The organism is Amantichitinum ursilacus, assembly GCF_001294205.1.
GTDB classification, from domain to species: Bacteria; Pseudomonadota; Gammaproteobacteria; order Burkholderiales; family Chitinibacteraceae; genus Amantichitinum; species Amantichitinum ursilacus.
The window spans coordinates 415,941-436,836 of the sequence record NZ_LAQT01000002.1 but is presented as its reverse complement, the minus strand read 5'-3'; the positions used below and the strand labels follow the sequence as shown (position 1 = coordinate 436,836).

The window sequence follows — 20,896 nt, the reverse complement described above, 5'->3', positions numbered from 1 at the left end:
ATTACGCCCCTTGCAGCGGCAATTCGGTCAGCGTCGCGGCGCTGCCTTTGGCTTCGGCCACGCGGCGATATCCCAGGCCTTTGTAGGGCGCGGTGGCGTCCCAGGCGATCGGCGTGCGTTTGGGCTGCGAGCCCGGCGCGGGCAGCGCAAACATCAACCCGTGCGCGGCGTGATGCGCAATGTGGCCGGTCATCTGGTGATGTTCCTGATGGATGTGGCCGTAAAACACGGTGACGTCGGAATACGGCTCCAGCAGCGCCAATGCCTGTGCGCCATCGGCAGTGGCCCAATCCCAGCTGGGATAAAGATCAAACAATGGGCGATGGGTAAACACGATGATGCGGGCGTCTTTGGCTTGCGTGGCCAGATCGGCTTGCAGCCATTGCAATTGCGCGGCGCCGATGCTGGCATGCGGATCGCTGACATTATCCAGCGCAATAAAATGCACGCCTTTGTGGTCAAAGCTGTAATGCGTGGCGCCAAAAAATTCCTGATACGCCGCACCGTTGTCGAGCGAGGCATCGTGTTCTCCGGGCATGTAATGCACCACGGGCACGGTCAATGTGGCGGCCATTGCCTTGAATTGTTTTAGCCGTTGGCGCCGCTCTGCGGGGTCATCGCTGATATGGGTTAAATCGCCGGTAAACACCACAAAATCGGGCGGCGGATTAAGTGCGTTAACAGCGGCAATGGTTTTAGGAAAAGTGCCGGCCGAATCGGGATTAATGGCCGCGCCTTTAAAGCCCCAATGCGTATCGGATAACTGCACAAAATAAAAATCCGCGCTGGCTGTATTCCCCGGTGTGCTGGCACAGCCGGTCACCCAGACCACGCCGCCTGCCCCTGCCAATTGTAGAAACAAGCGCCGATTGATTGCGTTTTGCATGATCATCACCTTTGCAGTAGCAGAGCCGGTTGCCCTGATGTGATAACCGTGCCGCGCAAAAAATATTCCTCGGCTGCCGAAATAAAAACGCAGCCGCCGCGGTTTACACAGCATGAAGCCCTTTATGCCCCCGTCCGCGCCGTTTAATGCCGCCGAACAAACCGCCCGCTTTGAACAGCTGGCGCTGCCGCATTTGCACAGTGCGTGGCAACTGGCGCGCTGGCTGGCGCGCAATGACGCGCAAGCGCAAGAAGTGGTGCAAGAAGCGTGGTTGCGCGCCTGGCGTTATTTCGGCGGTTTTAGCGGCACGGTGGAAGACGCGCGCGCCTGGTTGCTAGCAATCGTGCGCAATGCCTTTTACGACAGTCTGGCGGCGCAACGGCCCAACGATGTGCTGGACGAAGAAGGCAGCGAGGCCATCGACTGGACGTTCAACCCGGAACAACTGGCCGAGCGCGCCGATGCCAAACGCATGCTGGAAGCGGCTTTGCGCCTTCTGCCGGTGGCGTATCGAGAAATGCTGGTGCTGCGCGAACTCGCGGGCTGTAGCTACGAAGAGATCGCCAATATGACGGGCCTGCCACCCGGCACAGTCATGTCGCGACTGGCTCGGGCCCGCGCGCAGCTGGCGCAAATTCTGCAAGGAACAACGCGATGAATCACGATCAGGTGCAAGCGCGTTTGTCCGCGATGCTCGACCATGCTTTGCCCGCCGCCGAGGCGGCAGAAATAACGCTGCATCTGGCGACGTGCGCCGAGTGCCAGCACGCGTGGGCGGCACAACAAGCGCTGCAAACATGGATCAAGCGTGATGCCGTGCAGGCCGTACCCGCTGGCCTGGTGCAGCAGCTGTCGCAACATCTGGCGCAACAAACCGCCGCGCCCGTGCTGATTGCGGCGCCCGCACCCGCGACGGTATCGGAAAAACCAACGCGTACTCGTCCGTTGTGGTTATGGCCAGGTTTTGCCGGATTGGGCGGCGTGTTGGCGGGCGGATTGCTGACGCTATTGCTGTTGCCGCGCGCGCCCGAAGCGCAAACGCAAATTGCGCAGGAAGTATTCGCCAGCCATATCCGCGCGTTGCAGGCGGGGCATTTGTCGGATGTGGTCAGCACCGATCAGCACACGGTCAAGCCATGGTTCGCTGGCAAGCTGGATTTCTCACCACCGGTGCATGATCTGGCGGCGGAGGGTTTTCCGTTGATTGGCGGACGGCTGGACTATCTGCAGCAGCGCCCGGTGGCGGCCTTGGTGTATCGCCACCAGTTGCATGTGATTAACGTGTTTGTCTGGCCCGCCAGCACTACGCATCAGCCCGCGCCGCGCTTGCTGCAGCAACAGGGCTATCAAATGGTGGCGTGGCAACAAGAAGGCATGAATTGCTGGGCGGTTTCGGATTTGAATACGCCGGAATTGCAGAAATTTGCCAGCCTGTTGCAGCAGCATTAACGTCTGCGAGCGCTTATCGCGGCAAAGGCAATTGCATCCAGGCCAGCACGCTGTGCCAGAACGCGGTGGCAGCCTGCTCCAAAGCCGGACCATTTGCCCACCCCGCGGCGCGCAAGGTCGGGATATCGATGCCCGCATGCGCCAATTCACCGGCATTGGCCACATACCAACGTTCCAGATAGGGCGTGATGACCTCGGGATGAAACTGCAATCCCAATGCGTAATGGCCCAGGCTGTAAGCCTGATGCGGATAAGCCGCGGTCGACGCCAATAGCGCCGCGCCTGCAGGCAAATCAAAGGTATCGCCATGCCAATGGAACAATGGGAAATCGGCTTTGATCAGCGCATCCAGTCCCGGCAATTGCGCAATATCGGGCCCGGCCATTAACGGGCCCCAGCCAATTTCTTTGCCATTGCGGCCCGGATAAACCTTGGCCCCTAATGCCGTGGCCATTAACTGCGCGCCCAGGCATATGCCAAGCACCGGCTTTTGTTGCTGCAAACGCGCCCGGATAAAGGCGATTTCGCTATCCAGAAACGGAAACGTATCGCCTTCATAAACGCCGATCGGGCCGCCGGCCACAATCAGCAAATCGGCGGCGGCAGGATCCAGCTGGCTGAAATCGATGCTGCAGGCATCCAGCGTTTGCAGCGTGTAACCGGCTTGCGTCAATACCGGTGCCAGCGTGCCGGCGTCTTCAAAAGCAATATGAGTGATCAGTTGGGCGTGCGGCATTTGCGGTATCCGGGGCAAAGACTAACGAGGGTTTACGGGAACAGCCTCAGGCTGCGGGCGGTTTCCAGAACATGCCCACCGAACGCGGCGCGGTGGGCGCAAAGCCGAATTGCGCGTACAAACGATGCGCCTCTCCGTCGGCCAGCAGGCTGACATAGGCGCTGACCGGGGCGTGGTCGCGCAGATAGTGCATGATCTGCGCCATGATCACCTTGCCCAGCCCGCGACCCTGATGCTGCGGCAACACGCAAATATCGACCACCTGGTAAAAGCAGCCGCCATCGCCAATCACCCGGCCCATGCCCACCGGCGCGCCATGATGCAGAATCTGCACGGCGAATAAACCATTCGGCAATCCGCGCGCGGCCGCCTGTGCCGATTTGGCGCTCAGGCCGCATTGTTCGCGCAATGAGCGATAGGCTTCGGGCGACGGTGTTTCCAGCAGGACGGTATAGGACATAAGGATCGGCAAATTGCATGAAGGCCCATGAGTCTGCAGCACCGGCCGCGTGAGGATCAAGCCACTGGCGGTAAATGGCTCTGCCGAACAAAGGGCCCTTACGGCCCAACGATTACATCCCACGCTTCGATATCCACGAACGATTTTATTTTTTGCGGGTGACATTCAATATGGCGATGGCGGCAGCCGCGCCGTCACGAATTCCTTGATCCGGATTCGATAGCGCCGGATAAAGCCAGGTTAAGTAAATATCTGCCTGGGGCGAATTGCGTATCAAGTCCGTGGCGGTTTTATCCAGGGCTAATATATAGATCGCCGTCCTTACCGGATCTTTTGCCTCTGTTATATGCTTGGCGCGAAATGCATCTCGATCTTTTTGACTTCCGGCGTGCAAATTGCCAACCGCAGTGAGCCAACTTGCATAATCAGACGAAGAATATGGATCGACGCTTTCCGGAATCGGTTCATTTTCCATAAGAAAACGGAACACTAAATCAGATGCAGCATTCCGCTCGACCTCTTCGTCCACCTGACCAAATAATGTAGTGGTATCAAGCACCAACTGCTGTTTAAGCTCAATTGAATCCGATCGATTAAAAATGGCTTGCAGATGCGGCGCCTGATCTGCGGATAGGCTGGATAGCGCAATCCGGAAACCGGACTGAGCAATAAAATCGGGGCTTAATATCTGTCTAACTTCGACCGAATGCAGCATGGCATAGGCCGAATCCTGCGGTAGCATCCTTAATACGGCAGCCAATGCCATCTGCAATACTTCGGTATCTGGCTCAGTTAATACTGTTGCGGAAAGAAAATTTGCAATTTCCAATTTGGCGCGATCAATTTCCGGCAGCCGGTCGCCAAACAGGTCTATCCTGGCCTGGCCCACGGTTCCCAGATTCGGGGCGGCCGGGAAGGCATCGATAAGCCATGCCCGCTCCAGCACAGTGACCAGCTTTTCTTTTATCCCCGGCTGGGCCGCCTTATAGGCCTCCATCAATTCGAGACGTAATTCAATCGGTGCCAACGCGGAAAGCAAATCGAGTGCATACCCTTGTTGTTCGATCAGGCCGTGTCTGGATGCTTGCAATAAAGCCGACGCTTTTTTTCGGCGTGGAATGGATTGATCGAACATGAATATTTGCATTGCAATATCGCGCCCCTGATCCGGGAGCGCAAGCGCTGCAAGAATTTGATCCAGTATATGCGAATTGACCTTCGTCTTTTTCACCGAACTGGCAACAGATATATCGTAGTAATCCGGCAGCCCCGCCCGCAGTTCAGCATTCGTAAAATGACCATTTATTTTTGTAGACGGGACGGCCGCTAGCTTCGGCTTGTCATTTTTTTCGGAAAAATAATGGATAAGAAGAATGCCGCCGAAAACGAAAACCATCAGCGCCATTAAAACAATTGCCAACATTCTCATAGCAATGACCTGCGGGGTAATCCTGTGAGGAAGGCCACAGGCACGGCTTGCAGGCTAGTCAATAAAAATGGCCGTCACGAGGTAAATAGTCGTATTTACCTTTGATTTTTTGTATCTAAAGGCGCGCGGCGTATAGCAATTTCGATTTGATAAAGCTCGCGCGCCGAATTTTGAAAATAGCCCGAAAAACAGGCCGCGTTTGCGGCACGCATTTAGGCCCGAGCAAGCCAGCGCCAGCAAGGGCCACGCGCCAAGGGGCGGCGTGGCCGGCCGGGATTAGTTTTGCTGCGGCACAAATGCCGCGCGGTCGGAGAAATCCATATTCAGGCGCACGGGCTGCAGCGTTAGATTGCCCAACTGCGCGCCCGCCACCGTCTGCGATGGCACCATGGCCAGCCCGCCTTCGGACAGGTCCGCCAGCGCCAGCACATTGGCTACTTTGTCAGCGCCGGCGGTTTGGCATAGTTGCAGTTGCTGATCAATGCGGCTGGCCAGATCTCGATCGGCGCGTAATTCGTTGCGGCGCAAATCCTTGAATTGTTCCAGCGCGGCCACGGCTTGCGAGCACTGGCCCGCATCAATGGCGCTGCTGGCCTGTTGATACAGACTGCGGCTGGTTTGCACGCTGGATGCGTCCGCAACGGCCAGGCCCGCGCTGCCCAGCAAGGCGACGGCGAATACAAGATAAGACGGCTTCATAAAGGTGGCTCCAGGCTAAAAGCGACGAGAAGAAGACGGTTGACTGTGATCCGTTATGACCCACGCCCGCCCGCCGCGCCACCGTCGTCTAACCGCCGTACCAACCGGCGTTAAGGCGTAACCATGCTGCCGTGTGCGCGTCGCTGGATAAATTGTTCGATTTCCACCGGATGCTGGCCGCTGGCGCTGGCGGGTAGCCAGCGTTGCAGGATGCTTTGGTAAGCACCGCTGCGCGCCACCTGTTGCAGACCGGCATCGATGTCGGTGATGGCGCGTTTGCCCCACGGCGTACGCGGACACAACGCCCATACCGTAATCCAGGAGGACTGCTGCTTGATCGGCAGCGCCACCATCGTGTCCGGCAATTGGCCGCGCTGTACCAGATAACCCAGCATGGTGGGATATTCCAGCACGTAATCAACGCGCCCTGCGCTCAGCATGCGTAGTTGCGCCACGGGGTCGGCGCTGGCGTTGAGCTTCAGCCCCACGTTGCCCGGCGCGTGGATGATGCTGTCCACGGCCAGACCAAACGCACGGTCGGCGGTATAAGAACCAGGATGCGCGGCGTTGGCGGCCAGTCGGGCCAGATCCACTTTGCCATCCGGCCCCACCAATCCGGCCGCTTTGCTGCGCAAGGTAATGACCTGCACCGACGGCGTCACAAAACTAAGCGTGGCATAGCTATAGGTAAAGCGTTCGGGCGCTTCGACGGCAGTGGCAAAGCACAAGGGCTTGCCCGCCTTGATCTCGCTAAACACACGCCGCAACGCCATCGGCACCGGTTTGATCTGCCAATCGGGCAAATGCGGGGCCAGCGCCTTCAGCAGCATGTCGCCATTGCCCGTGCCATTGCCGGGATCGGCGGCATCTAACAGATACATGGGTGGAAAATTGAATATCGCCAACGGCAAGGGCTCGGCGGCATGTGCCAACGCGGCCAGGCTGAAGCAGGCGCAAAAAATGCGGAGTCGCTGCATGGCGTGTACTCCTTTGTCGTTGTTTTAGCTTATTGGTCCAGCATAGCGGCCGTCGCATCCATATGACAGTCGCGTCGTTCCGGCGCAAAAAAAAATCCGGCCCCTGTTCAAGGCGCCGGATTTTCGGGTAAAGCCTGGCAACTGCAAATAGTGCTTAGTTGCTGACTACGCGACCCGGTTGGGTATTGATCTGGGCGGCGTAGTTTTGCGGGGCATTGACTGCGCGCACGACACGGTTTGTGTCAGCGGCCTGGGTATCGGCCACCGGTTGCACGGCGCGGAAAGCATAAGCGCGACGGCCCGGTTGTGCGTCCGGCTGCGCCGCAAAGTTCTGGTCAGCGGCTACAGCGCGTTGCCAGGCCGGTTGTTCCACGCGTTGAGCGCGGTCGAATACCGATTGCGATTGGTCAGCAGCTTGGGCCGAAACCGCGGCGGTTGCAGCAACAAGGGCAAAAGCGAGCGTGGTAGCAAACTTGTTCATGATCGTTCTCCAGTTATTGATTTGGCTGTCGTGTGACATTGGAGGCAATCTTAGGCGCAAAAATTACGTAGAAAAACTACACAGCCGTTAGAACACTGTTTCCTGAAAATTGATAATTCAGACTCTTGAAACTGCACCAGACCGGCCCATGCCAATCCGGAAAACCGCCTGAACCGGCGGCAAGCATCTGATAATGCGCGACAAAATAATGACACCAGTACGTTGCAAATAAAAAATCCGGCGCCTCGTTATGAGGCGCCGGATTGGTTTTATTGCTTGATGGTTCTTAAAGCAAACTTAAGCGCGTTTAGTTGCTCACCACGCGACCGGGTTGCGTATTGATCTGCGCAGCATAGTTTTGCGGTGCGCTAACGGCGCGCTGGATGCGGTTATTGGCCACCGCCGGCGTTACGGTCGAAGGTTGCACGGCGCGGAAGGCATAAACGCGACGGCCCGGCTGGCTATCCGGTTGGGCGGCGTAGTTTTGATCCGCGGCAGCGGCACGTTGCCAGGCCGGTTGTTCCACGCGTTGAGCGCGGTCGAACACGGATTGAGATTGTTCAGCAGCCTGGGCCGACAGCGCGGCGGTGGCGGCAACAAGGGCAAAAGCAATCGAGGTAGCAAACTTGTTCATGGTGGTTCTCCAGTTATTGATATGGCTGTCGTGTGACATTGGTGCTCATCCTAGTCGCCAAAATTACGTAGAAAAACTACATAACTGTGAAAACTCTGTTTCTCAAAAATTGATAATCGCAACGATCCACAAAAGTTTCCCCTCCAATTTGTAGATAGTCAGCGCGCGCGTGCCCCGGTTGTCCGTCTGCCCAATCCCAGCGCAGGGGCATCCTCTGGCAAAATGCATCCCGCGCCGCGCGAATGCGGCGTTTGTTGTTTACAAGACCCCGCAAGCAAAGGACCGGCCCTCGTGAGTACTTCCGTAATATCCAGCAGCAACGCCACGGCGGCCGTTTCCAGTCTGCGGGTGTTGGCGTTGATTCCGCCGATGACGCAGCTCAACACGCCCTATCCGTCGACGGCGTATCTGACGGGCTTTTTGCGCTCGCGCCAGGTGCAGGCCACGCAAGAAGATCTGGCGCTGGCGCTGGTATTGCGGCTGTTCTCGGTGCAAGGCCTGCACGAGATTCGCGCTGCCATCGACCTGATGCCCATGCAAAACCGCAGCTGGCAAATCAATGCGTTTTACGATCAGTTTGAGCAGTACGTCCGCACCATCGCGCCAACCATCGCGTTTTTGCAGGGGCGCGATTCCACCGTGGGCCATCGCATTTGCAGCCGCAATTTTTTGCCGGAAGGCGCGCGCTTTGAATCGCTGGACGTGTATGTGGATGACGAGGGTGGCGATCCGCTGGCGTGGGCGTTTGGCGCGCTGGGTTTGCAAGACCGCGCGCGGCATCTGGCCACGCTGTATCTGAACGACATCAGCGACGTGATCCGCGATGCGATCGATCCGCGTTTTGAGTTTGTGCGCTATGCCGAATCGCTGGCACAAAGCCAGCCTACCTTTGAGCCGCTGGCGCAAGCGCTGGCTGCGCCGTACACGCTGGTCGACCAGACGCTGCATGCGCTGACGCTGGCCGCCATCGAAAAACATCAGCCCGAACTGGTATTGATTTCAGTGCCCTTCCCCGGCGCGGTGTATGCCGCCTTTCGCATGGCACAAAGCATCAAGGCCAACTATCCCGCCATCAAACTGGGCTTGGGCGGCGGCTTTGTGAATACCGAATTACGCGAGCTGACCGAGCCGCGCGTGTTTGATTACTTTGATTACGTGACGCTCGATGCCGGCGAGCGGCCATTGCTGGCGCTGCTGGAACATCTTGCCGGCAAGCGTTCGCAGCAACGACTGGTGCGGACCTTTGTGCGCGATATCGATAGCGGCGGCGTGCGTTACATCAATATGGTCGAGCCCGATGTGCCGTTTGAAGACGTCGGCACGCCCACCTGGGATGGTTTGCCGCTGGACCGCTACCTCTCGCTGCTGGACATGCTTAACCCGATGCATCGTATGTGGTCGGACGGGCGCTGGAACAAGTTGACCATCGCCCACGGCTGTTACTGGAAAAAATGCTCGTTTTGCGATGTCAGCCTGGATTACATCTCGCGCTACGAAGCGGCCTCGGCCAGCGTGCTGGTTGATCGCATCGAAGCCATCATCGCCGAAACCGGCCAGACCGGCTTTCACTTTGTGGACGAAGCCGCGCCGCCCAAGGTGTTGAAGGCGCTGGCGCAAGAACTGCTGCGGCGCAATGTGGCGATTTCCTGGTGGGGCAATGTGCGCTTCGAGAAATCGTTTACGCCTGATTTGTGCCAGTTGCTGGCTGATAGCGGCTGTATTGCGATTTCGGGCGGGCTGGAAGTGGCCTCCGACCGGCTATTGCAGCTGATGAAAAAAGGCGTCTCGGTGGACCAGGTGGCACGCGTTACCTATGGCTTTGCCGAGGCAGGCGTATTGGTGCATGCATACCTGATGTACGGCTTTCCCACCCAGACTGAACAAGACACCGTCGATGCACTGGAATACGTGCGCCAACTGTTTGAAGCAGGCTGTATCCAGTCGGGCTTTTTCCATCGCTTTGCCTGTACCGTGCATTCGCCGGTGGGGCAAAACCCGGACGAATACGGCATTACGCTGGAACCGCTGCCACCGGTGTCTTTCGCCAAAAATGATGTCGGCTTTATCGACCCCACCGGCGTGGACCACGACGCCATGGGCGCGGCGCTTAACAAGGCGCTGTACAACTATATGCATGGCATCGGGCTGGATCAGGACGTGCGCAACTGGTTTGATGTGCGCGTGCCCAAAGCGCGCGTTAATCGCAACTTTGTCGCGCGGGCGCTGGAGCAGAACCAGCAACGCCGCGCGTAATCAGCCGCAGTCTTAGCGCGCAAACACCTGCAAACGGCCATCGGCGGTTTGCTGCACGCTGAGATGCTTATAGCTATCCAGCGTGGGGTGCGCGGTGGTCAGCTGGTGGTCATGCGTTGCGGTCACCACCATGACGTGCGCCCCCGCCGCTTCCGCGCCCGCAATCCCGGCTGGCGCATCTTCAAATACCAGACATTGCGTGGCCTCGACGCCCAGCTTTTGCGCACCCAGCAAAAAACAATCCGGCGCGGGCTTGCCACGTTGCACGTCTTCCGACGCCACGATCATCGGCGGCACCGGCAGGCCCGCTGCAGCAATGCGCTTGAGCGCCAGCTCACGCGGGGCCGAGGTGACCACCGCCCATTTGTCCTGGGGCAAGGACGCCAGAAACGCAGCCACCCCGGCGATGGCATCAATGCCATCCAGATCAATCAATTCTTCTCGCGTAATCCAGTCGGCTTCTTCCGTGATATCGATGCCCGGCAAGTTTTGTTTGGCGATGGTATCCACGCCGCGCTGGCCATGGATGGTGGGAATAAACGCGGCCACATCCAGCCCGTGCTTTTCCGCCCACCGCCCCCACACGCGTTCAGCGGCAGCAATCGAACTGAGAATGGTGCCGTCCATATCGAACAGGAAAGCGGCAAAGCTGCGGTCGCCAAAAACCGGCTGACCGAGGGCGGCGGAAGAAGATTGGGCACTCATGTAGGAAACCACGCTGAGGAAGTTGGAAGATGCTAACGCGTTTTAGCGCGGTTGATTGTCGCCCGAGCGCGATGCCGCGATCAAGCGCGCCAGCAATTTGACCGCGCGTTCGATCTCGTCGATTTCCAGCTGCGCATACCCCAACACCAGCCCATTTAACGACGGCGTGCTGGCGCTGACCTGCAAGCGCGACAGCGGCTTGACCAGCAGCCCCTGCTGCATCGCCAGCGCGTGCACGGCGGTATCGGCGATGTCGGGCGGCAGCGCGATGGTCAGATGCATGCCGGTGCTGGCGCCGTGGACAGGCACTTGCGGTAGATGGCGCTGCAGCGCGGCCAGCAAGGCATCGCGGCGCGCAGCGTACAGGCGGCGCATGCGGCGCAGATGGCGAATAAACAGGCCGTCGCGCATAAATGCGGCCAGCGCGCGTTGTTCGACCTGGCGGCCGCGCGGCAGGCTGCGGCTGGCCACGGCCAATATCGCGGCCACCAGATGTTGCGGCACCACCAGATAGCCGATACGCAGCGCAGGCATCAGCGTCTTGCTGAATGTGCCCAGGTACAACACGGGCGCGTCGGGCCGCAGACCTTGCATAGCCGGCAAGGGCGGGCCGTCGTGGCGGAATTCGCTGTCGTAATCATCTTCAAGGATCCAGGTGCCTTGCTGCCGCGCCTGCTCCAGCAAAGCCAACCGGCGCGGCAAGGTCAGCACGTGGCCAGTCGGATATTGATGCGAAGGCGTTACGTAAATCAGGCGGGGTTTTTGCTGCCAGTCGGCGTCGCTCAGGTTGATGCCTTCAGCATCCACGGGTTGGCCGATCACCTTGAGTTGCGCGGCTTCGAAGGCCGTCAGCGCGCCGACATAGCCGGGGTCTTCCAGCCAGGCCACCTCGCCGGCATCGGCCAGCGCAAAGGCACATAAATCCAGACTTTGCTGGGTGCCGTCGGTGATAAAAATCTGTTCACCCGTGCATTGCACCGCGCGCGTAACGCGCAGGTGTTCGGCCAGGGCATCGCGTAATTCGGGGTCGCCTTGCGGGTCGCTATAGCCCAACTGCGCGGGCGTGGCGGCGGCCCAGGCGCGGTCCAGCAAGCGCCGCCATTCCTGCACCGGAAACGCATGCATATCGGGCACGCCGGGCGCAAACGCATGCGCGGCGCTGATTTCATCCAATGGCGCGCTCAGGCGACGGCTACGTTGCGATAACGGTGGCGGCGTTACGGGCGCCGAGGGCGCGCGACTGCGTTGTGCCACCGCCGCCACCAGCGTGCGCTGGCGCATCGTAAACACCAGCCCCTCGGCCGCCAGCTGCTCATAGGCGTACAGCACGGTGTTGCGCGCAATCTGCAAATCCGTGGCCAGATAACGGCTGGCGGGCAAGGCGGTTTGCGCCGCCAGCGTGCCATCCAGAATCGCAGCGCGCAGGCATTGGTGTAATTGATGTTGCCGCGATTGCGCGGGCTGGCGTTGGCGGTATTGCGCCAACAACAGTTGAAAGTCCATATGGCCCCAGATAAAACGGCTGGATTGGTTCTAGGTACAGGGCCAAGCATATCCTAGACTGCGCGCTTTACCACCCACCTTCAGGACATTCCGATATGCCCTCTGGCAGCGCCCCCACCGCCCGCACCCGCATCCGCCGCCTTGCGGAACGCGCCGTTTATGAACAAGCCGCGCTGTATGCGGTACTCGACGCGGCGTATGTGTGCCACATCGCCTTTTACGACGGCACAAGCTGCCATTGCATCCCCACCGCCTGTTGGCGCGACGGCGATTATTTGTATGTCCATGGCTCGAACGGCGGCCGACTGGTGCGACAGCTAACCGGGGACAACGAGGTGTCGGTGGCGATTACCTTGATGGACGGCCTGGTGCTGGCCAAATCGGCGTTCAACCATTCGATGAACTATCGCTCCGCTGTTATCTATGGCCGCTTTGAAGTTGTGGCCGACGCGCAAGAAAAGCGCCGTTTGCTGGATGGCTTTATGCGCCATCTGCTACCCGGCCGCGAACTGCAGGCGCGCCCCGGCAACGACAAAGAACTGGCCGCCACCAGCGTGCTGGCGCTGCGCCTGGACGAAGCGGCGGTCAAAATCCGCGACGGCGGGCCGGAAGATGATGCTGAGGATATGGATTTGCCGGTCTGGGCAGGCGTGCTGCCCATGCAGTTGATGGGACAAGCCCCGCTGGCCGCGCCGCACAACACGGTTGCAGCGCCGGATTATGTGCAGACGTGGGCCGGCCGCAACGTCGGCTGATCAGTGCACGCGTCTTGGGAATGCAGGCGGCTCTGGCCGCCCTTTTAACGTCTGCCAACCCGCCCCAGCCCGAGGCCCGCCCCGCCCATCGTCATTTGTATTGCGCCCAACCCATCATTGCCATCGTCAAAATATAATTAGCTTGCTAACGAATAATTACGATGGTAACTTGCGGGCCATGGAAAAAAATCTCGATCTCTTGCGTCTGGCCGTCACCAGCTCCTTGCTGCAAGCGGGCCGCCACTGGCGCACCGCGTCGCAGCACGCCGTCGACAAGTACAACGTCTCGGCCGCCTGCGCCACGCCTTTGTTGTTTATAGGCCGTCTGGGCGAAGGCGTACGTCAGGTGGCGTTGGCAGACTACATTGGTATCGAAGGCCCATCGCTGGTGCGCTTGCTGGACCAGCTGTGCAGCGCGGGCCTGGTGCGGCGCGAAGAAGACGCGGCGGACCGACGCGCCAAAACGCTGTGGTACACCGAGGAAGGCAAAGCGGTCAGCCAGCAGATCGAGGCCGATCTGGTTTCGCTGCGTGCCAGCGTGTTGGCGGACATCAGCGCCGAAGAACTGGAAGGCACGTTGCGTCTGTTTCGCGCTGTCGAGGCCGCAGCGCAAGCCGCTCCGCAATAACATCAATAACTAGCAGCCAGGCGAAATTCCACCATGAGTGCTTTCAGTTGGCGTGACTGGCTGTTTTCCGGCAAAACCTTTGCCGCGGCCATTCTCGCTTTATATATAGCCCTGGCATTGGGCTTGCCGCGGCCGTACTGGGCGATGTCCGCCGTGTATGTGGTATCACATCCGCTGAGTGGCGCTACGCGTTCCAAGGCCTTGTACCGCACGTTGGGTACCTTGCTCGGGGCCAGCGCGGCGGTGTGGTTTGTGCCCGCGCTGATCGATGCGCCGTTAATCCTGTCGGCCGTGGTCGCGTTGTGGACCGGCACGCTGTTGTATTTGTCGATGCTTGATCGCACGCCGCGTTCTTATGTTTTTATGCTGGCCGCGTATTCGTTGCCGCTGATTGCGCTGCCCGCCGTCAATAATCCGCAGGGTGTGTTTGATATCGCCGTGGCGCGCAGCGAAGAAATTATCCTGGGCATTATCTGCGCCAGTCTGGTGGCGGCGATTGTGCTGCCCACGCGTGTGTCGCAAGCGCTCAATGGCCGTCTGCAAGCGTGGATGAACGATGCCGCGGACTGGGCGGCCGAAGTGCTGGTGCCTACCGATGCCAGCAAACCGGCGCATCATCGGCACAAGCTGGCCAGCGATATTCTGGCGCTCGACCTGTTTATTACGCAGATGGCCTATGACGCCGAGAACCGCGAGCAAGTCGGCCTGACGCGAGAACTGCGCGCCCGCATGGGCATGCTGTTGCCCGTGCTGTCATCGCTAACCGGTTCGCTAGGCGAAATCCGCAGCCAGCACCACGCCGTTCCCGACACCTTGCAAACCCTGCTGCAACACATCGCCAGCTGGATCAAACAACCGTATGCGCCCGATATGGCGATGCAGGCGCAATTGCTGCGCCAGCAAGTGCAGGCGTATCAGCCCGGCCCCGAAGTGCCACACTGGATTGCCTTGCTGGCCACCAATGCCCGCGCCCGCATGTTGTCGTTGATTGCACTGTGGCAAGACTGTATGCAATTGCAGGCGCAAATCCGCGCCGGTGAACGCGATGCACGCTGGCAGCCGATTTATGCGCGTTGGGATCTGACCAGCAAAGCGCGGCACTACGATTACGGCATGCTGTGGTTTTCGGCCGGGTCAGCGTCGTTGTTTACCTTTATTGCCTGCGTGTTGTGGCGCGAACTGGGCTGGGCCGATGGCGCGTCGGCCGTCACGCTGGGGGCAGTGGCTTGCTGCTTTTTTGCTGCGCTGGATGAACCTGTGCCCATGCTGAAAATCTTCTTTCGCTGGACCGTGGTCAGTATCGTGATCTCGGCAATGTGGTTGTTTGCGGTGCTGCCGCTGTCGCATGAATTCGAAACACTGGCCGTATTGCTGGCCCCGCCCTTCTTGTTGATTGGCCTGCTGATTACGCAACCGCGCTACAACCTGATCGGCATGTTGCTGGGCGTAAACACCGCCACGTTCCTGGGTGTGCAAGGGGTGTACGACGCCAACTTCACCTCGTTTTTTAACGGCAACCTGGCGGGCCTGGCGGGCATTCTGTTTGCGCTGATCTGGACCTTGGTGACGCGGCCGTTTGGCGTGGAGTTGGCCAAGCGCCGGCTAATCCAGTCCAGCTGGCGCGATCTGGCGCGCAACGCGGCGGGCGATCACGAAGACGATTATCGCCACCTGACCGCGCGCATGCTCGACCGGCTGGGCCAGTTGATGCCGCGTCTGGCCGCCAGCGGCGACGACAGCTTCAGCGATGGTTTCCGCGAATTGCGCGTGGGCTTCAGCACGCTGGATTTGCAGCGCGACGAGCATCGGCTGCAAGGCCCGGCGCAAGACGCCATCCACGATGTGTTGTGCGGTGTGGCATCGCACTATGACCGCGCGCTGGCCCTGGCCGAAACCACGACCGCTTCCGAACAACTGCGCGGCCAGATTGATGTAGCCATTGAACGCGCGCGCCATATCGATAGCGCGGCGGCGCTGGAAGCGCAAAACGCGCTGGTTGAAATCAGAACATCTTTATTCCCCGGTGCGACTGGCCCCGCCGCCACCGTGGCCTTGCAGGAGGGTTAAACGGTGAATGCCGAACTCGATATTTACGGGGTATTTCTGCCCGGTTTGCTGGGGATGATGATCATTGCCTGGCTGGTGTTGGTGGTTGTGAAGTGGGTGCTGGAGAAAACCGGCTTTTACAAGCTGGTGTGGCACCGCTCGCTCTTTAATCTGGCTTTGTACGTGATCGCGTTGGGCGGCACGTTTTCTTTGTTGCATGGGTTGCAGTCATGAAAAAAATCATTCGCTTGCTCGGCCCGGTGGCCATCACCCTGGTTGCGGTCATTATCGCGATCATCGTGGGACGCCATTTGTGGGATTACTACACCGATGCGCCGTGGACGCGAGACGGCCATGTGCGCGCCGATGTGGCGCAGATTGCGCCGGACGTCACCGGCCCGATCACCGAAGTAAAAGTGGTGGACAACCAGTTGGTGCAACGCGGCCAGGTGCTGTTTGTCATCGACAAGGCGCGCTTTGAGCTCGCGCTGCGCCAGGCGCAGGCGGTGGTGGCGGCACAACGCGCCACGCTGGCCCAGGCTAAACGCGAGGCCGCGCGTAACCGCGCGCTGACCGATCTGGTGTCCAAAGAAGTAACCGAAGAAAGCCAGTCGAAGGTGGAGCAGACCGAAGCCACGCTGGCGCAAGCGCAAACCGCCGTCGACACCGCCAGACTGAATCTGGAACGCGCTACGGTGGTCAGCCCGGTCAGCGGTTACCTCAACGATCGCACGCCGCGTGTGGGCGATTATGTGGCTACGGGCCGCCCGGTGCTGTCGATCGTCGACGCCACTTCATTCCACGTCGAGGGCTATTTTGAGGAAACCAAGCTGCGTAATGTGCAGATCGGCGACCCGGTTGATATCACCATCATGGGCGAGCACAAAGCGCTGCACGGCCATGTGCAAAGCATTGCCGCCGGCATCGAAGACCGGGACCGCACCGCCAGCAGCAATCTGCTGCCCAATGTAAACCCCACCTTTAACTGGGTGCGTCTGGCGCAGCGGATTCCGGTGCGGGTGGCGCTGGATGAAGTGCCGAGCGATGTGCGTCTGGTGGCCGGCCGCACCGCCACCGTGGCTGTGCGCACCCGCACCGCCAGCCAGCCCGCCACCGCAGGAGTCCGCTCATGAAAGCCGTACGCAGTGTGTTGGCGCTGGCGTTGCTGCAAGGGCTGATTGCCTGCAGCACCGTGGGCCCCGACTACCATGTACCCGCCAGCGCCGCACTCAACAAACCCGCAGCCCAGGCTGGGTTTGCCGGTGCCAATGATCCGGCCGTGTCGATTGCGCCGGTGCCGGATCAATGGTGGCAGTTGTACAACGACCCGACGCTCAACCAGTTGGTGCAAGAGGCGCTGGTGCATAACGCCGATCTACGCGTGGCCGACGCCAATCTGCGCAAAGCGATTGCCTTGCAGAACCAGGTGGATGCCGAGCGCGATATCGACGCCAAGGTCGGCCTGGCCGCCAAGCGCGCGCAGGAAGCGGGCGAACAGTTTTTGCTGACCGAAAAACTGCCGGTGATCAACGAAGGCGATTTCGGCATCAGCCTGGCCTATCAGATTGATTTGTTTGGCAAACTCAAGCGCGGCGAAGAAGCCGCCGACGCCAACACGCAAGCCAGCCTGGCGGCGCTAGATCTGGCGCGCGTGAATGTGGCCGTGCAAACGGTGCGCGCCTATGTGCAAGGTTGTTCCGCCGCGCACGAATACGCCGTGGCGCAGCACGAACTTGATCTGCAAGACCAGACCGTGGGCATCGCCCAGCGCTTGTTAAAAGCCGGCCGTGGCCGCGATACCGACGTGATCCGCGCGCAGGCGCAATCCGATTTGCTGCGCGCCAATATGCCCAAATATCAGGCCGAGCAGGATGTGGCGCGTTTCCGGCTGGCGGTGATGCTGGGTAAAGCGCCGCAAGAACTCGCGCCGCTTGATTGCAAGATCGAACCCGCGCTAGCGCAGGCGCTGCCGGTGGGCGATGGCACCGCTTTGCTCAAGCGCCGTCCTGATATCCGCCAGGCTGAGCGCGAACTGGCTGGCGCCACGGCCAAAATCGGCATCGCAACCGCCGAGCTGTACCCCAGCATCGCCATTGGTGCGAGCGCGGGCCTGACCGGTGTGATTGCCGACATGCCCTCTTCGCCCACCGCACGCTGGGGCTTTGGCCCGTTGCTGAGCTGGGATATTCCCGGAGCGGGCGCGCATGCGCGGCTGCGCGCGTCCGAAGCGGGCGCCGATGGCGCATTGGCGCATTTCGATAGCGTGGTGTTGAATGCGCTGCGCGAAACCGAATCGGCGCTGACCACCTATACGCATGATTTGCAGCGCAATGCCGATCTGCGCAGCGCGCGCGACAAGGCGCATATTGTGGCGCAGCAAAATGCGCAGCTGTACAAAGCGGGCCGCTCGCCTTATCTGACCAGTCTGGACGCCACTCGCACGCTGGCCAATGCCGATTCGGCGCTGGCCGCATCGGATAGCCAACTGGCGCAAGACCAGATCAATCTGTTTATGGCGCTGGGGGGCGGATGGCAAAACAGCCCGGCCGTCGCACAAATCCATGCGACAGAGCGGGCTGCGGATAAAGACAAAGCCCCGGCCAACGCCGAGTAATGACGCGGGTTGCGGGCGGCGCTGCGCTTAATGCGCGGCGCGCTTGCCTTTGCTGGCGCTGGCGCTGTTCGGGGAGGCGGCTTCGGCTTCTTCGGGTTGCTCGGGGGGCGGTGACGAAGGCTCGGGTTCGCCGGTCGCCGCGCTGGCGGCCTCTTTCTTGCCGTAGCCGGGCATACCAAAACCGGTAAACAGATGGCGCGCGCGTTCTTGTAGTTGCTGCTGCATATCGACAAACAACGTGGTACTGCTTTCCAGATAGTTGCTCATCATGTTTTGTAGTGCCGGGCCTTGGAACTTCATGAAATCGCCCCAGATATTGGGGTTCATCAACGGTTGTTCGCCATTGAGCGCGGTCTTGGCCTGATCCTGCAGGCGGCCCTGCATCTCGGTAAACAGCTGCAGGTTTTTCTCAAGATAATTGCCCATCAGGCCCTGCATGGCGTGGCCATAAAAGCGGATGATCTGCGTCAGCACTTCATACGAGAACATCGGCATACCGCCGGCTTCTTCTTCCAGAATGATCTGTAACAACACACTGCGCGTGATGTCTTCGCCGCTTTTGGCGTCCAGCACCTGCACATCAACCTGTTCGAGAACCAGTTGTTTCACATCCGCCAGCGTGATGTAACAGCTTGTGGCCGTGTCATACAAGCGACGGTTGGGATACTTTTTGATCACCCTTTTTTCGGCAGTCATGCGTGCTCCTGGTACAGCTGCGGTTTGTAGTTGCGTGGTATTAGTTACAGTATGCAGCGAAGCGAGGCGCACGCCAACTGCGTGATCCACCCTACAAGGTCGCCTTTCGTCCGCTTATGTTGCACTGCAGCACAATCCGGTTGACACGCCAGACGTAGCACGCAGAAAATGACTACCGATTGTGCAGAGCAACATTTTTCCCATTGTAGGCCGGGAAACGCCACATTTCATTGATCGCACCGCGCCATGTTCGCCATTGCCCACATCGAGCGCCCTGCCCTCTGCACCCAACCGCAGTTTCAGGAGCCCATCATGTCGCAAGCCCCCAACGGTCAGGCCGCCGGTTCAAATGCATCCAACCCGTTTGCGCGCTTTTTTGGTAACCACACCGAAACCTTGCTGGCCTTTGCCCACGCCAGCCAGGACACCGCCGCCAAACTGGTGCAATTGCAGCTGGACAGCAGCCGCGCCGCCCTCGAAACCTCAACCGCCAATCTGAAGGCCGCCGCCAGCGTCAAGAATCTGAACGACGCCAATGTGCTGCGGCAGAAACTGGTGGAAGACGGGGTCGATCACCTCACTGGTTTTTCGCGCCAATGGTTTGATATCACCAGCCACGCGCAAGCGCAGTTTTTAAGCCTGCTGCAGCAAAGCGCTGGCAAGACCGCCTGAGCGCAAGTCCCGCTGCATAAACAAAGCCCGTCGTTGACCAATCACGACGGGCTTTTGTTTTGCTGCAGCGCGTGGTGCGGCGCAGGCGCACTCAGGTTTCGATAATGCCGGACAAGCTTTCCAACACGCCCTGGTGCGGCAGCGCAAGATATTCATTGCTCTGCATTTCGGTCAGGCGGCTGACGGTGCGAAAAAATTCGCTGGCCTGCTGGCCTTCCACATAGATGTCTTCAGGCTGCGCTTCTGCCGACACCACCAGCTTGACGCGATGGTCATAGAACACATCCACCAGCCACGTCAGCCGCCGCGCTTCAGAGGCCTGGCGCGCTGCCAGCCGGGGTATACCCGACACGATCACGGTATGGAACTGCCGCGCCAGTTGCAGATAGTCCTCCTGCCCGCGCTGGTCGCCGCAAATCTTCATAAAGTCGAACCAGATTGCGCCCGGTGCACGCCGACGGCAGGTGATATTGCGGCCCGCAATGGTGATCACTTTGGCCTGATCCGGCCCGGTGGCCACCTTGCTGAACAACTGATCAAGCGCGCTATCGGCCGCGGCATCGGCCGGCACAATCCACGTATGCGCCGACGATAACGCGCGCAAACGGTGATCCTGCCCGCCATCCAGATTAAACACATCCAGATGCTGCTTAAGCAGTGCAATGGTCGGCAGAAAATTGATGCGCTGCAGCCCGTTGGGGTACAGCCCGTCCGGCGCGTAGTTGGAGGTGGTGACCAGCACCACGCCGCGCTCGAACAGGTTTTGCATCAGCCGGCCCAGGATCATGGCATCGGCGATATCAGAAACGTGGAATTCATCGAAGCACAGCACGCGCGTGCCGCGGGCGATTTTTTCGGCCACTTTGACCAGCGGATCGGGCTCGCTTTTCAGCTCGGCCAGTTCGCGCTGCACGTTCTGCATGAATTGATGAAAGTGAATGCGTTTTTTGCGCGAATACGGCAGGCCCGCGTAAAACGCATCCATCAAAAAACTCTTGCCGCGCCCCACCCCGCCCCAGAACCACACACCCCGGGGCACATCGGGTTGCGGCAGTAGGGTTTTGCCAAACAAGCGATGGCGCTTGCGCTTGAATTCGACCAGCGACTGATACAACGCCTCCAGTTTATCGATGGCGGCGGACTGGGCGGAGTCGGCCACAAAACCGGGCGCATTGCTGATGCTGTCGTACCACTGCCGCGGGCTGACGCCCATTGCGGGTGGCGCGATCATATGTTCTGGCATGGCTGTTACGTATTGGCGGGACCAAAGCCA

Annotated in this window: 22 protein-coding genes; 10 read left to right on the top strand and 12 right to left on the bottom strand. The window is 59.7% G+C overall.

The annotated features are described in order from the left end of the window. Nucleotide 1: 1 nt before the first annotated feature. Complete coding sequence (locus WG78_RS04305) at nt 2-886, bottom strand: metallophosphoesterase family protein (RefSeq protein WP_053936657.1); 885 nt, start codon at nt 884-886, stop codon at nt 2-4. 124 nt (nt 887-1,010) lie between these two features. On the opposite strand from WG78_RS04305, the gene WG78_RS04300 reads away from it, so the two are divergent. Next, entirely contained in the window at nt 1,011-1,544 is a 534-nt protein-coding gene (locus WG78_RS04300) for a sigma-70 family RNA polymerase sigma factor (protein WP_083458776.1), read from the top strand. Next, nucleotides 1,541-2,335 (top strand): anti-sigma factor family protein, encoded by a 795-nt coding sequence (locus WG78_RS04295; RefSeq protein ID WP_161805066.1) that lies wholly within the window; start codon nt 1,541-1,543, stop codon nt 2,333-2,335. Before WG78_RS04300 ends, WG78_RS04295 begins: the two co-directional genes overlap by 4 nt. Nucleotides 2,336-2,348: 13 nt before the next feature. Here WG78_RS04295 and WG78_RS04290 read toward each other — a convergent pair whose 3' ends face one another. The 7 genes from WG78_RS04290 to WG78_RS04260 all read right to left on the bottom strand — a co-directional run bounded on the left by WG78_RS04290 (nt 2,349) and on the right by WG78_RS04260 (nt 7,751). Next, nucleotides 2,349-3,071 carry a glutamine amidotransferase gene (locus WG78_RS04290; RefSeq protein ID WP_053936540.1) on the bottom strand — a complete coding sequence of 241 codons (723 nt, stop codon included), beginning with the start codon at nt 3,069-3,071 and terminating at the stop codon, nt 2,349-2,351. Between the two features lie 46 nt (nt 3,072-3,117). After that, entirely contained in the window at nt 3,118-3,531 is a 414-nt protein-coding gene (locus tag WG78_RS04285; RefSeq protein ID WP_053936539.1) for a GNAT family N-acetyltransferase, read from the bottom strand. 145 nt (nt 3,532-3,676) lie between these two features. Further along, the gene (locus tag WG78_RS04280) at nt 3,677-4,960 is read right to left on the bottom strand and encodes a hypothetical protein (RefSeq protein ID WP_053936538.1); all 1,284 of its coding nucleotides are present in this window, start codon (nt 4,958-4,960) and stop codon (nt 3,677-3,679) included. A gap of 276 nt (nt 4,961-5,236) precedes the next feature. After that, on the bottom strand, nt 5,237-5,659 hold the full coding sequence (locus WG78_RS04275; RefSeq protein WP_053936537.1) for a hypothetical protein: 423 nt from the start codon (nt 5,657-5,659) through the stop codon (nt 5,237-5,239). 110 nt (nt 5,660-5,769) lie between these two features. Beyond that, on the bottom strand, nt 5,770-6,636 hold the full coding sequence (locus WG78_RS04270) for a transporter substrate-binding domain-containing protein (protein WP_152969055.1): 867 nt from the start codon (nt 6,634-6,636) through the stop codon (nt 5,770-5,772). Between the two features lie 154 nt (nt 6,637-6,790). Further along, nucleotides 6,791-7,117, bottom strand: coding sequence for a hypothetical protein (locus WG78_RS04265; RefSeq protein ID WP_152969054.1), 327 nt, complete (start codon nt 7,115-7,117; stop codon nt 6,791-6,793). Between the two features lie 307 nt (nt 7,118-7,424). Beyond that, on the bottom strand, nt 7,425-7,751 hold the full coding sequence (locus WG78_RS04260) for a hypothetical protein (protein WP_152969053.1): 327 nt from the start codon (nt 7,749-7,751) through the stop codon (nt 7,425-7,427). 369 nt (nt 7,752-8,120) lie between these two features. Here WG78_RS04260 and WG78_RS04255 point away from each other — a divergent pair, with 369 nt between their 5' ends. Then, nucleotides 8,121-10,004: a B12-binding domain-containing radical SAM protein gene (locus WG78_RS04255; protein WP_053936533.1), complete on the top strand. Its 1,884-nt coding sequence runs from the start codon at nt 8,121-8,123 to the stop codon at nt 10,002-10,004. Nucleotides 10,005-10,016: 12 nt separating this feature from the next. Here WG78_RS04255 and WG78_RS04250 read toward each other — a convergent pair whose 3' ends face one another. Both WG78_RS04250 and pdxR read right to left on the bottom strand, forming a co-directional pair. Continuing rightward, nucleotides 10,017-10,709, bottom strand: coding sequence for an HAD-IA family hydrolase (locus WG78_RS04250; RefSeq protein WP_053936532.1), 693 nt, complete (start codon nt 10,707-10,709; stop codon nt 10,017-10,019). Nucleotides 10,710-10,751: 42 nt separating this feature from the next. Further along, nucleotides 10,752-12,212: a MocR-like pyridoxine biosynthesis transcription factor PdxR gene (gene pdxR, locus WG78_RS04245; protein ID WP_053936531.1), complete on the bottom strand. Its 1,461-nt coding sequence runs from the start codon at nt 12,210-12,212 to the stop codon at nt 10,752-10,754. A gap of 95 nt (nt 12,213-12,307) precedes the next feature. Here pdxR and WG78_RS04240 point away from each other — a divergent pair, with 95 nt between their 5' ends. The 6 genes from WG78_RS04240 to WG78_RS04215 all read left to right on the top strand — a co-directional run bounded on the left by WG78_RS04240 (nt 12,308) and on the right by WG78_RS04215 (nt 18,255). Then, on the top strand, nt 12,308-12,967 hold the full coding sequence (locus WG78_RS04240; RefSeq protein ID WP_053936530.1) for a pyridoxamine 5'-phosphate oxidase family protein: 660 nt from the start codon (nt 12,308-12,310) through the stop codon (nt 12,965-12,967). A gap of 178 nt (nt 12,968-13,145) precedes the next feature. Continuing rightward, nucleotides 13,146-13,595, top strand: coding sequence for a MarR family winged helix-turn-helix transcriptional regulator (locus WG78_RS04235; RefSeq protein WP_053936529.1), 450 nt, complete (start codon nt 13,146-13,148; stop codon nt 13,593-13,595). A 33-nt stretch (nt 13,596-13,628) separates the two neighbouring features. Beyond that, on the top strand, nt 13,629-15,662 hold the full coding sequence (locus tag WG78_RS04230; RefSeq protein ID WP_053936528.1) for an FUSC family protein: 2,034 nt from the start codon (nt 13,629-13,631) through the stop codon (nt 15,660-15,662). A gap of 3 nt (nt 15,663-15,665) precedes the next feature. Then, on the top strand, nt 15,666-15,875 hold the full coding sequence (locus WG78_RS04225) for a DUF1656 domain-containing protein (protein WP_053936527.1): 210 nt from the start codon (nt 15,666-15,668) through the stop codon (nt 15,873-15,875). Beyond that, a complete protein-coding gene (locus WG78_RS04220; RefSeq protein ID WP_053936526.1) occupies nt 15,872-16,774 on the top strand; it encodes an efflux RND transporter periplasmic adaptor subunit in 903 nt (300 codons plus the stop codon). The genes WG78_RS04225 and WG78_RS04220 overlap by 4 nt, the downstream gene beginning before the upstream one ends. Beyond that, entirely contained in the window at nt 16,771-18,255 is a 1,485-nt protein-coding gene (locus WG78_RS04215) for an efflux transporter outer membrane subunit (RefSeq protein WP_053936525.1), read from the top strand. Before WG78_RS04220 ends, WG78_RS04215 begins: the two co-directional genes overlap by 4 nt. 27 nt (nt 18,256-18,282) lie before the next feature. On the opposite strand, the gene phaR is transcribed toward WG78_RS04215, so the two are convergent. Then, complete coding sequence (gene phaR / locus WG78_RS04210; RefSeq protein ID WP_053936524.1) at nt 18,283-18,951, bottom strand: polyhydroxyalkanoate synthesis repressor PhaR; 669 nt, start codon at nt 18,949-18,951, stop codon at nt 18,283-18,285. Nucleotides 18,952-19,263: 312 nt separating this feature from the next. On the opposite strand from phaR, the gene WG78_RS04205 reads away from it, so the two are divergent. Then, a complete protein-coding gene (locus WG78_RS04205) occupies nt 19,264-19,623 on the top strand; it encodes a phasin family protein (protein ID WP_161805065.1) in 360 nt (119 codons plus the stop codon). 91 nt (nt 19,624-19,714) lie between these two features. Here WG78_RS04205 and zapE read toward each other — a convergent pair whose 3' ends face one another. Continuing rightward, complete coding sequence (zapE, locus tag WG78_RS04200) at nt 19,715-20,866, bottom strand: cell division protein ZapE (protein WP_053936522.1); 1,152 nt, start codon at nt 20,864-20,866, stop codon at nt 19,715-19,717. Nucleotides 20,867-20,896 lie beyond the last annotated feature (30 nt).